Genomic DNA, 15,662 nt, shown 5'->3' with positions numbered 1-15,662 from the left:
GATGGATGATCAAGCATTTCGAATAGCGATGGGGAAATTCGCAACCGGTGTAACCGTGATTACAACCAGTATTGATGGGGAAGCTCATGGCATGACTGCAAACGCTTTTATGTCGGTTTCTTTGAATCCTAAGCTTGTATTAATCTCGATTGGTGAGAAAGCGAAGATGCTAAGCAAGATCAAGGAATCAGGGAAATTTGCCGTCAGTATTCTAGCTGAAGAACAGAAGGAAATGTCCATGTATTTTGCAGGTCAAATTAAGGAGCAGCGTGAAATCGATTTTGAATGGATTAACGATACGCCTGTTCTTCGCTCTTCGTTGGCTACAATTGTCTGTGATGTTTATGATTCGCTTGTAGCTGGGGACCACACATTATTTGTTGGTGAAGTAAAGTATTTAGCATCTAGTGATGCTGAGCCATTATTATTCTCCGCTGGTAAATATCGAAATTTTGAGAAAGTAGGCTCATGAACAGGAGGTTGTGCTGATTGCAAACCCAATTTCTTGATAATTCGATTCAAGAACTGCCATTCTTGGAAGCGGAAGATTGCGCAATGGCGCTTGGTTTTTTTGATGGTATCCATTTGGGTCATCAACACATTATACGTAAAGCTAAAGAAATTGCCAGAGAAAAAGGATTACAATTCGCACTCATGACCTTCACACCCCATCCTACAGAGGTCATTACACCTGATTCCACTAATTTCCCTTATCTAACTACTCTATCTGAAAAAGTAAAGAAAATGGCTTCGCTTGGCGTGGAACAGTTGTATATTGTGAAATTTAATACCGATTTCTGTCATCTATCACCACAGGAATTTGTTAAACAGTATCTTGTTGGTTTGCGTTGCAAGCATGTTATTGCTGGATTCGATTTCACTTACGGCTATAAGGGCGCTGGTAATATGAGTCAACTGACCGAATATGCACAAGGTGAATTTGAAGTGACAACCGTAGCAAAGATTGAGCGGAATCACCGCAAAATCAGTTCAACACTTATTCGAGAATTAGTTAAATCAGGCAGAGTAGACTTGGTTCCAGAGTATCTCGGTCAGTTTTACGAAATAAATGGACAGGTCTTATCGATCAGCAGTCAGAATGGTGATACGGATTCGATAATCCATGTGATAACGAGTTGTTTTCTACCTAGGCCGGGGGTCTATACAATTGCTGCGGATATAAATGGTGTCACTTATGAAGGAACTTGCATAGAAATTCATACATTTGAAAGCCACAGCATGCTTGTATTGCAGCTCGATAGCAAGCCCCCATGTATTGAATCTTCTCCAATTGTCATCAAGTGGACATGCTTGAGACAAGAGAAACCTTTACTCTCAACTAAACCAATAGAATTATCTTCAGCAGTTATATAGCGTCCTAATTAAGTATGCTGAATAGTACAAATTTTCAATAAAATGGTTGTTATTGTATATGAAATAATATATGATATTGGTGAAAAAGATTCGACAAATTGCTTTCTTTTTCTACATCAATGTGAATGCGCTTTCACCTAAAATTATGGGAGGGTCTAAAATGAAAAAAAGCTTGTCTATTTTCATCAGTTTGATGTTGTTAATTGTAATTGCAGCTTGTGGAGGAGGAAATGCTACGAGTTCGCAGGCACCTGCCGCAACGAGCAATTCCGGCGCTTCTACTCCAACACCAGCGGGTGGGTCTGAGACGATCAAAATTGGTGGCGTATTCTCAGCATCAGGCGGTTCTTCAACACTTGGTAAGCCGCAAATGGATACACTTAAAATGCTTGTTGATGAAGCGAATGCAGCTGGCGGTATTGGTGGTAAAAAAATTGAACTTTATTCTTATGACGATAAATCAGATCAGAATGAAGCCGTCCTTAATATGAAGAAATTACTTGAGCAAGATAAAGTGTCAGTTGTTGTTGGTGGAACGATCTCTGGTAATGCACTTGCCATTATTCCAGTTGCTGAGAAAGCTAAAGTACCTTTAATTGCAGTTGCAGCGAGCAAAAATATTAATAACCCAACCAAAACCTATGTATTCAAAACCGCTCAAGGCGACGATTTGGTAGTGCCTCGCGTAATTGACTATTTAAAAGCAAATAATTTGACGAATATTGCTTGGCTGAATGTAGATAACTCCTTTGGATCTAGCGCGCTTGAGGAATTTAAAAGTTTAGCCCCTGCAGCTGGCATTAAAGCGGTAATTGAAGATGTATTCGAGCCTACTGTAAATGATGCGAAGCCAATGTTGACAAGGGTGAAAAACGCGAATCCACAAGCGATTATTATTTGGGGAACAACACAAGAGTCAGCAGTTGTGACAAAGAATGTCCGTGAGCTTGGCATTACACTGCCAATTATCGAATCACATGGTATTGCGAATTCGCAATTTATTGATCTTGCAGGTGATGCAGCAAATGGTGTTATATTTCCAGCAGGAAGCTTACTTGTATCCGGCCAGCTTGGAGATGACAATGCACAGAAGAAAGTGCTAGAGCAATACAAAAAGCAGTTTGAAGATAAATATGGATATGCTGCAAGTACCTTTGGCGGCCACGTGTGGGATGCCTTCGAAATTATTAAGAAAGCAGTGGAAACTGCTGGCACAGACCCAGGAAAACTTCGTGATGCAATTGAGAATGAAACGAAGGATTTCGTAGGTGTCAGTGGGATCTTTACAATGTCTGCAGTTAATCATAATGGTTTGAAGCCTGATGCATTATCGATGATCGAAATCAAGGATAAGAAATGGAACTTGAAAAAGTAAAAAGTGATCTTGTTTTAAACTGAGGGAGGATATGGCTAATGGGTTTCCAAGAGCAGATTATTCAATTGATTTTTTCCGGATTGACCATTGGCAGCATCTATGCATTAATTGCAACCGGCTTCGTTATTACTTATAACATCACAGGTGTACTCAATTTTGCCCAAGGTGAATTTGCTATGCTGGGTGCAATGATCTCTATATCGTTAGTTTCTGCAGGGCTGCCTCAAATACCAGCGTTTATATTAACGATTCTCATTGTTTTTCTACTTGGAGCTGTTTTTGAGAGAGTTGCGATCCATCCAGCAAGGCGTTCAAAAGGCTCAACCATGATCATTATTACAATCGCTGTTGCAATTGCAGTCAGAGGGATTGGACTGTTAATCTGGGGGACGGATCCTAAGATCCTCCCTCCCTTTACAGTGGGCGAACCCCTTAATATTATGGGAGCAGTCGTTCAACTGCAAAGTCTGTGGGCCATTGGTGTAACTTTAGCTAGTTTGTTTATTATGTATATTTTCTTCGAGCGTACCTTTATGGGAAAAGCTGTTACAGCGTGTGTCGTTAACCGTTTTGCCGCACAGCTAATGGGGATTAAACCAGAGAAAATGTCGCTCATCTCGATCAGTGTAAGTGCTGCTCTTGGCGCTATTGGCGGAATCATTATTGCTCCAATCTCAGGAGCAACTTATGAAATGGGACTTATGCTTGGCATGAAGGCGTTTATTGCCGCAGTTATTGGGGGACTAACAAATGCCCCTGCAGCGATCGTCGGTGCTTTAATTGTAGGTTTGCTTGAAGCGTTTACCGAAGGCATGTGGTCGAGTGGTTATAAAGACCTCATCATTTTCGGTGTACTGCTTCTGGTGTTGTTCTTCTTACCGAATGGTTTATTTGCCAAAATTTCAGGGAAGCGAGTATAGGAGGCCGAGATGATTAAACCGGGAATTAGTAATGTTTATACTCGTAGTATCAAAGGAATCGTATTGTTTGCCTTAGCTTTTATGTTGATTCCGCTCTTCTCTCCTTCAGCTTATATTTTAAGTACCTTGATTATCATTGGTCTCTACGCATTAATTTGTACAGGACTTAGTATGTTGATGGGTTATGCTGGCCAAATTTCTTTGGGTCATGCTGCTTTTTATGGAATCGGTGCTTATTCCTCAGCTTTTGTAACCGTTAAAATGGGCATGCCATCACTAGTAGGAATGGCAGTAGGGGTGCTGATTGCGGCTCTCATCGCTTTTATCGTTGGCATACCAACCCTGAAATTAACGGGTCATTATTTAGCTCTTGCTACACTTGGCTTTGGAATGATTATGTTTGCGCTATTCAAGCAGTTCAAAGGGATAACTGGCGGCTTGGAAGGCTTCCTCAATATTCCGTCTCTCAATTTCTTTGGGATTGAGATTGATACCGATCTGAAATACTACTATTTCGTTTGGTTATTGGTGCTGATCGGAATTCTTGTGACACGTAACGTTATTCATTCGCGTGTTGGTCGCGCTCTACGTTCTATTGAAAGCAGTGAGATAGCATCCGATTCACTTGGCGTCAATACCAAAAAGTATAAATTACAGGTATTTGTCATGAGTGCTGTCTTTGCATCAATTGCAGGAAGCGTATACGCGCATTACATTTCTTTTATTAATCCGATGCTGTTTAATTCCAATACATCCATTCATTTATTGATTATGTCTGTACTCGGTGGGGGAGCAAGTATATGGGGAGGCTTTGTCGGTGCTCTTACCTACGTATCACTAGGTGAAGTGCTAAAGGATATTATGCCTTTATTCGTATCAAGCGGATCTGACGAATTTAAAATCATTTTCTTCGGTGTCTTGCTTGTAATCATCTTAATTTACATGCCAGAAGGATTAGCGCCAATGTTCGGAAAGCTGCGGAGCAAATTGTTCCCATTTATCAAGAAGAGTGATAAGCGGGAGAAGAAGGTTGATTCAACAGGGGGTGAAGTGTGATGGAAGCTCATTCACCACTGCTTAGAGTATCTAATTTAACCAAATCGTTCGGCGGTGTCACAGCTGTACATGACGTAACATTTGATATATATCCAGGCCAAATTACAGCGGTGATCGGACCTAATGGTGCAGGGAAGACTACACTTTTTAATATGATAACTGCAATTCTGCCTATGACATCCGGTCAAGTTCACTATAGGAATATGAATATTACAGGGCTTAAGCCATACCAAATAGCAAAGCTTGGCATCACAAGAACGTTTCAAAATTTGCAAATATTCGGGAATATGACCGTTGTGGAAAATGTGATGACTGGTGCACATACCCAGCTCAAAACAGGTATCTTACGTTCGGCATTCAGATCGCCTTCTGTCATTCGGGAGGAAGTGAAGGCTTACGAAGAGGCGCTGGGGCAGCTCGAGAATGTAGGGTTGCTTGAATTTGCACATGATGAGGCAGGTACGCTTCCATATGGAAATCAGAGACTTCTTGAGATCGCAAGAGCAGCAGCCTCTGGTTCAAAGCTTATTCTGCTTGATGAGCCGATGGCTGGCCTAAATCCACAAGAGTCCAAGAAGCTGGTAACGATTATTGAACGCATGCGGACTGAAGGAATGACCTTTCTATTTGTTGAGCATGACATGGAAACGGTTATGTCAATTGCGGATAACATCGTCGTACTTGATTTTGGAGAGAAGATTGCAGAAGGTACACCTCAAGAAATCTATAATAACCCAGCGGTGATCGCCGCTTATTTGGGAGACGAGGAGATTGTGATCTGATGATGATGTTGGAAGTATCAGACTTGAACACGTATCATGGGCATTTGCACGCTCTCAAAGGGATAACATTCTCAGTTAGAAAAGGTGAGCTCCTATCTATTGTTGGATCCAATGGAGCAGGCAAGAGTACGTTACTTGGAACTTTAGCTGGCGTTTACGCTCCTAAGGCAGGCAGAATTATTTTTGAAGGTGAAGATATTACAAAGCTCTCCGTAGAACAGGTCGTAGCAAGAGGCATTTGTCTTGTTCCTGAACGCAGACAAATATTCGATTCTCTTTCCGTTAAGGATAACCTTTTGCTAGGTGCTTATCACAGGATGGGTAAAGACAAGAAACGTATTCAACATGATTACGATAAAGTGCTGGATATGTTTCCAAAGTTGAAAACGATGCTTGATCGTCCAGGCGGATTGCTAAGCGGTGGAGAACAACAGATGCTTGCTATTGGTCGTGGGCTAATGTCCCATCCCAAATTAATGATGCTCGATGAGCCATCACTCGGTTTAGCACCACTAATTGTTAAAAGTATTATGGAGATTTTCGCTCAACTAAAAAGTGAATTTGATACGACCATTATCTTGGTTGAGCAGAATGTAAAAGCTGCACTTGGGGTTGCCGATCATGCATGCGTGCTTGAACGTGGGGAAATCGCCATACAGGGTACAGCTGCTGAGATGCTGGATCATCCGGATGTTCGCAGTGCCTATTTAGGCAAGAGTAAAACAGAGGTCTCATGAGAAAAATCGGGATTAAGCTATTTTTGCTGTTTTTTTGCTGCACGGTATCGCTTGTTACAGCAGTTGGTTTTTTATCCTATTATGAGTCGAAAGGGATCATTGAAGATAAACTGTCAGCATCTATTAAGCAAACAATTGAACAAGCCGCTGATAAGCTGGATCTGATTTTTAGTAACTATGAAAATACGGCTACTCAGATTTTGGCTGATCAGAATTTTATTATACAGACGAAGGCTTATTTAGCATTATCTGATAGCTCTCCCGATAAAGTATCTTTAGCTGTATCTACAGGTAATATGCTGAATAGTATAGCTGGAACCAATTCTGGAATCGATGGCGTTTATTTAATCCCGGTCGACGGCTCGATGATGGTCTCAAGTACTTATAATTCTGCTGTACCAGGGGGCAATACGACAATTGTTAAAGAAGCGTGGTTTGAACATGTTGTAGAGGGTGAAGGGTCACTCGTTTGGCTGAAACCGCAGCATACAAGCTACAGCAGTACGAGAAAAGAACCTGTATTTGGACTGGCTCGTTTGCTGAGGAGCTCCGATAACAACGGTAAGAATTATGTGCTGATCATGGAGATTCGGAACGATGTTCTGGATTCAGTTTTGAATAAAATAAAGCTCAGTGACACTAGTCGTGTAGTCATTGTAGATGATGATAATAAGCTGGTTCAAACCTCAGAAACGGATAGAATGGGTGAATTGTTTGATCTGCAGCTTAGTCAATCCCTATTTGAAGCAGCTCGAGAGCAAGGTGAGACTACTGTTATAGATCGTGAGGATGGGAAGCAGTTCGTCGCATATAAGAAGATGCGTTCATCTGGCTGGATTGTAACAGCCGCGGCGCCGTTATCTGAACTAGTAAAGGAAACGAATAATATATTATGGCTTACCGTGATTATGATTACGATTGCGATAGTTGTTACATCAGCAGCGGGTTATTTTGTTGCACGGATGATAGGCCGTCCTCTCACTAATTTGCGAAATTTGATGAAAAAGGGAGAATCAGGCGATTTGACTGTTCGCACTGACTTCCGAGGCAAGGATGAGATTGCACAGCTGGGCACAAGCTTTAATCGTATGATGGAACAAATTACTCGGCTTGTACAGCAAACGAGTTCCACAACAAATGAAGTTCTGCTAACCGCAGGCAAGTTGCTGCAGTCATCCAAGCAGACAGCATCCTCTGCTCAAGAAATTGCAAGCGCGAATGAACATGTAGCTGAACGGGCTATCAGTTTAGCTATGGAGGCAGAGAAGGGATTTGATTTGACGAATCAGATCGGCATTAAGATGAGTCATGTCCAGGAATCGAATGTTCAAATGACGGATGTAGTGACAACGATTCGGAATGTAAGTGAAAGCGGATCCGTTTCAATGAATGAGCTCGCTGCACATACGAACCTAACGGAAACGATGACGCGATCGATGATTGATAGAGTCCATAGCTTAAAGCAGAGTACTTTATCGATCCAAAAAGTATTGGATTTGCTTAAATCGATTGCTAAGCAAACGAATATTTTATCGTTGAATGCTGCAATCGAGGCCAATCGTGCGAATTCAGCAGGGAAGCAATTCTTGGTTGTGGCTCATGAAATTCGTACCTTAGCCGAGCAATCCAAACGGTCCATCGAACAGGTAGAAGCGATTACGGATTTAATTCAACTGGAAATTGATGAGACGGTAGCTGTCATGTCAGAGGCATATCCTGTTTTTAACAAACAGATTGAATCTGCTAAGGAAGCTGAGGTTGTATTTGAACAGGTACAGCTGTATATGGGGGCAATGGCTGAAAGCTTGCAGGGAGTTACAGAATCCATTTATTCGCTCGACACATCACAATCGGAGTTATCTGGTGTAATCGGTCATGTTTCTGCCTTGTCACAGGAATCATCTGCTGCATCGGAGCAAGTATCATCACAAAGTATTGAACAGTTGAGCATTAGTGAAGGATTGCTCACGCTGTCAAATAAATTAGAGCAGCTATCCAATTCACTGAAAGAATCCTTAAAGAACTTTGATATCTAATATCATATATGATTTTATAAATAATCACTTGAAATAATATATTATTTATTATATGATCTGTTTATAGATCTTAAATACTTCAATAATTCATTCTTTTCAATTAAATTAATCGACACAGAAGGGAAGAGTCCAATGACAAATTATGCAGAAGCAAAACAACGTTTGAGAGGGTCCATCGCACCAATCGTCACGACATTTGATGTGAATAATCAAGTGGATTTAAATGTAATGAACAACCTTATTGAATGGCAAATCGAATCGGGATCACACGGTATTTCGGTAACGGGAACGACTGGCGAGCCAAGCTCACTGACACTTCAAGAGCGTGAGCTTATTATGGAAAATGCGATTAAGACAGTTAACAAACGTGTGCCAGTTATGCCAGGCACAGGTTCAACGAATCATGAAGAAGCTTTGCATTTAACGAAGCGTGCACAAGAAATGGGTGCAGATGCAGCACTCGTTATTGTGCCTTATTACAACAGACCGAACCAACAAGCGTTATATAACCATTTTAAAATTATTGCGGATTCAGTAGATATTCCGATTGTTCTTTATAACATTCCAGGACGCACAGCAGTCAACTTGGAAGTAAGCACACTCGCAAGACTTGTAGAGGATTGCCCTAATATTATTGGTGTTAAAGAGTCCAATAAAGATTTTGAGCATGTGAACCGTGTCTTGCATAGCTGTGGAAGAGATTTCAATCTATTTTCAGGTATCGAACTTCTTTGCTACCCGATGCTGGCAATTGGCGGCGCTGGTCATGTAGCTGCAACAGCGAACGTAGCACCGAAAGAAGTTGCTGAACTTTACGATAGCTGGGCAGCAGGCAATGTAGAGAGAGCAATTGAGCTTCATTACTACTTAATGACATTAAATGATGTTCTGTTTAAAGATACGAATCCAGTTCCTTTAAAAGCAGCACTTGGGATGATGGGCAAGATTCATCCTGCGGTTAGACTTCCGCTTGGACCCGTATCAGATGCACTTCGCCAAGAACTCAAAGATACATTAATCCAATATGGAATTCTTAAGTGATATCAGGAGAATGTAACGGAAAGGAAATGAGGAAGACATGAATCAGACGAAGATTGGTAAAGTGTTGCATTACATCAATGGTCAGTTCGTAGAAAGTGTGTCCGGACGTGTGTTCCAAAACATCAATCCGTTCAGCAATGAGCCGATTAATGAAGTGGCGGAAGGGTTTGCGGAAGATATTGATCTTGCGGTTCAAGCAGCTCGCAATGCGTTCGACCATGGTCCATGGCGGACAATGAGTGTAAATGAACGAATGAAATATATCATTAAAATTGCCGAGCTAATCGAGAAGAATGCAGAGGAAATCTCTTATTTGGAATCATTAGATAGCGGCTTGCCGATCGCTCAGACGAAGAAGCAGGCAGAACGTGCTGCGCAGAACTTCCGCTTCTATGCCGAGATGGTGAAGAGTCGTTTGGTCGGCGAATCTTATCAAGTTGACAACTCTTTTATCAACTATACAATTCATAAGCCAGTAGGTGTAGCAGGTTTAATCACACCATGGAATGCGCCATTTATGCTTGAAACCTGGAAGGTAGCTCCTACACTTGCCACCGGAAATACATGTATATTGAAACCGGCTGAGTGGTCTCCACTAACCGCTAACAAGCTCGCTGAAATCATTCACGAATCAGGATTGCCACAGGGTGTCTTCAATGTAGTACATGGCTATGGTGAGACTTGCGGAGCTCCACTTGTTGCTCATCCAAGTGTACAGTTGATTTCCTTTACCGGTGAGACAACAACAGGCTCTGCCATTATCAAGAATGGTGCGGATACTTTGAAGCGGTATTCAATGGAGCTAGGCGGCAAGTCGCCTGCAATTGTATTTGAGGATGCTGATTTGAATACGGCACTAGATGCGGTTGTTTGGCAGATTTTCTCCTTTAATGGCGAAAGATGTACAGCCAATTCCAGATTGCTAATTCACGAATCGATACATGATCAATTCGTAGATAAGTTAAAAGAAAGATTGCAGAACATTGTTGTAGGAGATCCGCTTGATCCGGCAACGGAGGTAGGTCCATTAATTCATCGTGTACATTACGAGAATGTTATGCGATACATTGATATCGCGAGCAAAGAAGGAGCAGAAGTGATTTCTGCACCTATTCCAGCAGAGTTTAATGCAGGGAATTATGTTGCTCCGACGATTATCCTTAATGCCAATAATCAAATGACGGTTGCGCAAGAGGAGATTTTTGGACCTGTACTTACGGTTATTCCATTCTCAACAGATGAAGAAGCTTTAAGAATTGCTAACGATTGTAAATACGGACTCGCAGGATATATCTGGACGAATGATATCAAGCGTGGACATCGCATGGCGCAAGCTATCGATTGTGGCATGGTATGGTTGAATTCTCAGAATGTTAGAGACTTGCGCACTCCATTCGGGGGGTCAAAAGCAAGCGGAATCGGTCGAGAAGGAGGTCATTACGGATTCGAATTTTACACTGAGACACAAATCGTACATGTAGCTTTAGATGAACAGCACATCCCGGCTTTCGGTAAAAAGAAGGTTACACAATAATAACGATTATTTGAGGAGGAATTACCATGCCAGCTAAGACAGGCCAGCAGTATATCGACCGAGTGGACAAAGCGCAATCTGATGTTTGGATTGATGGAAAACAAGTCAAGGGCAAAATCTCGGAGCACCCTGCTTTTAGTGGAGTTATGAAGAGCCAAGCTGCTCTTTATGACATGCAATTTGATCAGGACAAGAAAGACATCATGACCTACGTATCGCCAACATCTGGTGATCGTGTAGGGACTTCCTTCTTGCAACCAAGCACCAAAGAAGACTTGGAGAAGAGAAGGCGGATGATTCAAGAATGGGCCAAATACAATGGCGGAATGATGGGACGTTCTCCCGATTATATCAATGCGGGTATGATGGCCTACGGTGCGGCAGCAGATATGTTTGGCGTACAGGATTCGATGTATGCGAACAACATGCGTCAATATGCTGAATATATTCGTGAGAATGATTTATCGCTTACACATACGTTAATTCAACCTCAAGTGAACCGTTCTCTGCAGAGTCATGAATTGCCTGATCCTTATATTGCAGCACGTATTGTAGAGAAGAATGATGACGGAGTTGTGATTCGTGGTGCTCGCTTGCTGGCTACTCAAGGCGGAATTACAGATGAAATTATGGTATTTCCATCCACATTGTTGAAGCAATCGGAAGAGGAGAATCCATACGCATTCGCATTCTCTATTCCGAACAATACGCCTGGTATGAAATTTATTTGCAGAGAAACATTCGATTATGGCAGATCCAATTTCGATCATCCACTTGGCTCTCGATTCGAGGAAATGGACGCAATTGTTGTCTTTAACGATGTTACTGTTCCATGGAATCGTGTCTTTGCGCTTGGGAATGCGGATATTTGTAATCGTGCTTATACAGAAAGCAATGCAGCTGTTCATATGACACATCAAGTTGTTTCTAAGAACGTGGCGAAAACAGAATTCATACTCGGTATACTTCAATTAATGGTCGAAACGATTAATATCGGACAATTCCAGCATGTACAAGAGAAAATGTCTGAAGTTATTATCGTATTAGAAGCAATGAAGGCATTCTTAGTTGCCTCTGAAGCAAATGCGAAAATGGATCGCTGGGGAGTTATGACGCCTGATTTTGCTCCACTGAATGCAGCACGTAATTATTATCCGAAAATTTATCCTCGTTTCTCAGAAATTATGCAGCTTCTGGGAGCAAGCGGATTAATGGCGATTCCAAATGAAGCGGACTTCAATTCCGAACTTCGCCCTGAACTGGACAAGTACTTGCAGGCTGCTAATGGTGACGCTTACAATCGTGTCAAGCTATATCGTCTTGCATGGGATGTATGCATGAGCGCATTCGGTACTCGTCAAACGTTATATGAACGCTTCTTCTTCGGAGATCCGGTGAGAATGGCAGGCGCTTTATATAATGGATATGACAAGCAAATATATGTTGATCGTGTAAAAGAATTTTTGGATCGTTCCGAAGTACTTGTGAATAATCGTTAATCAATCCGTCAATTGGAGGCAGTGAAAATGGACTTTTCAATTATCAGAATTGCCAATATCGTTATGAATGTTACTGATCTGGAACGCTCTAGAAAATTTTATGTAGATGCCCTTGGTTTCATTGAAACGGAGAGCGATGAGAACAATATTTATCTTCGTGGCTTGGAGGAACACAATCATCACTGTGTACACCTTGTGAAAGCTGACAAAGCAGGAATCGTCGTTATGGGCTATAAAGTCATGAAAGAAAGTGACTTGGATGAAATTGAGAAGCTGTTTAAATCCAAAGGTCTAAAGACCAAATGGATGCCAAAAGGCACTCAGCATGCAATGGGAAGAGCACTGCGTGCGCAGGATGTCAGTGGATTATCTCTAGAGTTTTATGCGGAGATGGATAAGGTTGAAAGATTGCTCCAAAGATACGATTTGTATAAAGGTGCAAGAATTCAACGCATGGATCATGTAAACTGTTTCGTACCTGATGTTTTAAAGGCCTATGATTTCTTCACGAAGGAATTGGGTTTCGCATGCTCAGAATACACAGCACTTGAAGATGATACTTATTATGCGACTTGGTTGCATCGCAAACAGAATGTTCATGACCAAGCATTTATGAACGGCGAGGGTCCTAGACTTCACCATGTTGGATTCTGGCTCCCAGATCCACTTGCACTTATTCATGCATGTGATGTGCTAGCGTCTCTTGGTTATCAAGCCAGTATTGAAAGAGGACCAGGTAGACATGGTCTGTCTAATGCCTTCTTCCTTTATCTAAGAGATCCGGATGGCATTCGCGTAGAGTTGTATAATGGAGACTACTTGACAAGTGATCCTGATCTTGGTCCAATTAAGTGGGATATCAATGATCCGAGAAGACAAACCTTCTGGGGCAGCAAAACACCTGATTCATGGTTTAATGAAGGTACACCATTTGTTGACATTGAGACTGGTGTGCATACCGATCTTAAGCCGCCTACATTAGCGCCAAGAAAACCTCAGCATTTAATTTAAGACAAGTTAAGGTGACATCGATGATCAAAAAAAAGCTGCTAATTAATGGCGTATGGACGGAAACACAAAATTATAGTCCGCTTCATTCACCTTATTCAGGCGAATTAATCGCGGAAATTCCTGTTGCCAGTGAAGACGATATCGAACATGCGATTGCAGCTGCATATGTAGCAAGGCCGATAATGGCGAACATGCCTGCACATCAAAGGTCAGCGATCTTGGATAACTTGGCAAAATTATTAGAAGATCGTGCCGATGAAGCAGCTCGGATATTGGCACTAGAGGTAGCCAAGCCGATTACAACAGCGATGATGGAAGTGAGTCGTACGATTGAAACCTATAAGTTCGCAGCCGAAGAGGCTAAGCGAATCCACGGTGAAACGTTGCCTCTTGACGCATCGAAAAGTGGTGAAGGCAGATTAGCCTATACGATGCGAGAGCCTATCGGAGTTGTGGGAGCAATTGCTCCCTTCAATTTCCCGATGAACCTGGTAGCCCATAAAGTAGGTCCAGCGATTGCTTCAGGTAATACGATCGTACTTAAGCCGGCGTCGCAATCACCGCTGTCCAGCTTCTTTATTGCAGAACTGCTGCTAGAGGCAGGCTTGCCAGCCGGCGCATTAAATGTTGTAACGGGTAGTGGTCGTGTCATCGGTGATCGCATCGTAACGGATAAACGAATCAGCATGATTACATTTACTGGCAGTCCTGCAGTCGGTATTGGAATTCGGAATAAAGCTGGACTCAAGCGTGTCACGCTTGAGCTTGGATCCAATTCAGCACTAATTGTAGACAAGGGCGTTCAAATTGATGAGATTATCGCACGCTCGGTAGTTGGTGCATTTTCGTTCCAAGGACAAGTATGTATTTCCTTGCAGCGGGTATACGCGCATGAGGATGTATATGATGAGTTTGTAGAGAAGTTCATACAGGAAACAAACAAGTTGAAAATGGGAGATCCATTAGATCCTGCAACGAATGTATCTGCAGTCATTTCGCCTAATGACGTCGAACGTATTCTAAGCTGGGTAGAAGAGGCAAGACAGACCGGCGCAGTCGTTGCAGCTGGTGGCCATGCAGAAGGAAACATCGTATATCCGACGGTTATTCTTCATGCAGATCCTTCTCTGAAGATATCTTGCCAGGAAGTTTTCGGCCCAATTGTGATGATCAATAAGGTGAAGTCAGTTGATGAAGCGATCGAGTATGTGAATGATTCCAGATTCGGCCTTCAGGCAGGAATTTATACGGAGAATGTTCGTACAGCACTTCATGCAGCAGAGAAATTACATGTTGGCGGTGTTATGATTAACGACATTCCAAGCTTCCGTGTCGATCATATGCCATATGGCGGAGTGAAGGAAAGTGGCATGGGGCGTGAAGGAATCAAGTATGCGGTAGAAGAAATGACCGAACTAAAGCTTGTAGTTTGGAAAAAGTAGCATCATAAGGGACTATCTCGGTGATCGGATAAGATCAGTCGAGATAGTCTTTATTAATATTATAGAATTTGGCTCAATATCATAATTAGTGTTTGACAAGAGGTGGAGGTAGTGAGTAGACCTGTAGTCGGCGATACTGCAATGAATAGTGCGAACGGAAAAAAAATTCCCGAAAAGGGAAATTTTTTACCGAAAAAGCACCCCAAGTTGCCGCATCGTGCCCGGTAGCATGGTTAGAGGGCACTGGTAGAGTGCGAACGGAAAAAAATTTCCCAAAAAGGGAAATTAATTACCGAAAAAGCACCCCAAGTTGCCGCATCGTGCCCGGTAGCACGGTTGGAGGGCACTGGCAAAGTGCGAACGGAAAAAAATTTCCCAAAAAGGGAAAATGATTACCGAAAAAGCACCCCAAGTTGCCGCATCGCGCCCGATAGCACGGTTGGAGGGCACTGGCAGAAGTTGCCGTATTATTTCTTGTATCTAGAATGGATATTATTGTGTTTGTATGATCCGCCTTCGCTGAACTCCACTATTTCCATGGAAAGTGCCAAATAACGTTTGTTAAACAAATCAGCAAAATGTTCTTTAATCACTTCAAACATCTCATCACAGGTGGCTTTCTTGATTTCCTCGGAACGGCCTGATCCGATTTTTAGAATGGTATGAACGAATGCATCGTCCTCTGCGCCATCAGCAACTCTATAGTCATGCAACTCAATTGCTCGGGACCGAATTCCTCCGATAGGGAAAGTGTCGTTGCGTGCGATCAGTACATTATTCATTTTCTCAAGTAGTGCAGGAATATTCGCTTCTGCTTTAATATTGTCGGTATATTCAATAATAATATGTGGCATG

14 protein-coding genes are annotated in these 15,662 nt (G+C 42.2%); 13 read left to right on the top strand and 1 reads right to left on the bottom strand.

The features are described 5' to 3' along the window. Window position 1 precedes the first annotated feature (1 nt). The 13 genes from E0485_RS09765 to E0485_RS09705 all read left to right on the top strand — a co-directional run bounded on the left by E0485_RS09765 (window position 2) and on the right by E0485_RS09705 (window position 14,807). Window positions 2–472 (top strand): flavin reductase family protein, encoded by a 471-nt coding sequence (locus E0485_RS09765; protein WP_132417844.1) that lies wholly within the window; start codon window positions 2–4, stop codon window positions 470–472. A gap of 17 nt (window positions 473–489) precedes the next feature. Continuing rightward, entirely contained in the window at window positions 490–1,374 is an 885-nt protein-coding gene (locus E0485_RS09760) for an FAD synthetase family protein (protein WP_132417843.1), read from the top strand. Window positions 1,375–1,534: 160 nt separating this feature from the next. Next, window positions 1,535–2,749 carry an ABC transporter substrate-binding protein gene (locus E0485_RS09755; protein ID WP_132417842.1) on the top strand — a complete coding sequence of 405 codons (1,215 nt, stop codon included), beginning with the start codon at window positions 1,535–1,537 and terminating at the stop codon, window positions 2,747–2,749. Between the two features lie 38 nt (window positions 2,750–2,787). Next, complete coding sequence (locus E0485_RS09750) at window positions 2,788–3,669, top strand: branched-chain amino acid ABC transporter permease (RefSeq protein WP_132417841.1); 882 nt, start codon at window positions 2,788–2,790, stop codon at window positions 3,667–3,669. A 9-nt stretch (window positions 3,670–3,678) separates the two neighbouring features. Then, entirely contained in the window at window positions 3,679–4,725 is a 1,047-nt protein-coding gene (locus E0485_RS09745; protein WP_132417840.1) for a branched-chain amino acid ABC transporter permease, read from the top strand. Beyond that, entirely contained in the window at window positions 4,725–5,507 is a 783-nt protein-coding gene (locus E0485_RS09740; protein WP_132417839.1) for an ABC transporter ATP-binding protein, read from the top strand. Before E0485_RS09745 ends, E0485_RS09740 begins: the two co-directional genes overlap by 1 nt. A 5-nt stretch (window positions 5,508–5,512) precedes the next feature. Beyond that, window positions 5,513–6,244 (top strand): ABC transporter ATP-binding protein, encoded by a 732-nt coding sequence (locus tag E0485_RS09735; RefSeq protein WP_132417943.1) that lies wholly within the window; start codon window positions 5,513–5,515, stop codon window positions 6,242–6,244. Beyond that, window positions 6,241–8,280 (top strand): methyl-accepting chemotaxis protein, encoded by a 2,040-nt coding sequence (locus E0485_RS09730; protein ID WP_132417838.1) that lies wholly within the window; start codon window positions 6,241–6,243, stop codon window positions 8,278–8,280. The genes E0485_RS09735 and E0485_RS09730 overlap by 4 nt, the downstream gene beginning before the upstream one ends. Window positions 8,281–8,412: 132 nt before the next feature. Further along, entirely contained in the window at window positions 8,413–9,321 is a 909-nt protein-coding gene (hpaI, locus tag E0485_RS09725; RefSeq protein WP_132417837.1) for a 2,4-dihydroxyhept-2-ene-1,7-dioic acid aldolase, read from the top strand. Between the two features lie 37 nt (window positions 9,322–9,358). Beyond that, window positions 9,359–10,855: a 5-carboxymethyl-2-hydroxymuconate semialdehyde dehydrogenase gene (gene hpaE, locus E0485_RS09720; protein WP_132417836.1), complete on the top strand. Its 1,497-nt coding sequence runs from the start codon at window positions 9,359–9,361 to the stop codon at window positions 10,853–10,855. A gap of 26 nt (window positions 10,856–10,881) precedes the next feature. Further along, window positions 10,882–12,354 carry a 4-hydroxyphenylacetate 3-monooxygenase, oxygenase component gene (gene hpaB, locus E0485_RS09715; RefSeq protein WP_132417835.1) on the top strand — a complete coding sequence of 491 codons (1,473 nt, stop codon included), beginning with the start codon at window positions 10,882–10,884 and terminating at the stop codon, window positions 12,352–12,354. Between the two features lie 27 nt (window positions 12,355–12,381). Then, window positions 12,382–13,365, top strand: a complete 984-nt coding sequence (gene hpaD / locus E0485_RS09710) for a 3,4-dihydroxyphenylacetate 2,3-dioxygenase (RefSeq protein WP_132417834.1) — start codon at window positions 12,382–12,384, stop codon at window positions 13,363–13,365. Window positions 13,366–13,385: 20 nt separating this feature from the next. Beyond that, the gene (locus E0485_RS09705) at window positions 13,386–14,807 is read left to right on the top strand and encodes an aldehyde dehydrogenase family protein (RefSeq protein WP_132417833.1); all 1,422 of its coding nucleotides are present in this window, start codon (window positions 13,386–13,388) and stop codon (window positions 14,805–14,807) included. 467 nt (window positions 14,808–15,274) lie between these two features. Here E0485_RS09705 and E0485_RS09700 read toward each other — a convergent pair whose 3' ends face one another. Continuing rightward, entirely contained in the window at window positions 15,275–15,661 is a 387-nt protein-coding gene (locus E0485_RS09700; RefSeq protein WP_132417832.1) for a 5-carboxymethyl-2-hydroxymuconate Delta-isomerase, read from the bottom strand. Between the last annotated feature and the right edge of the window lies 1 nt (window position 15,662).

Origin of the sequence: Paenibacillus albiflavus, assembly GCF_004344915.1 — a bacterium.
Classification (GTDB): domain Bacteria; phylum Bacillota; class Bacilli; order Paenibacillales; family NBRC-103111; genus Paenibacillus_AM; species Paenibacillus_AM albiflavus.
This window is presented reverse-complemented; position numbering and strand designations above follow the sequence as displayed.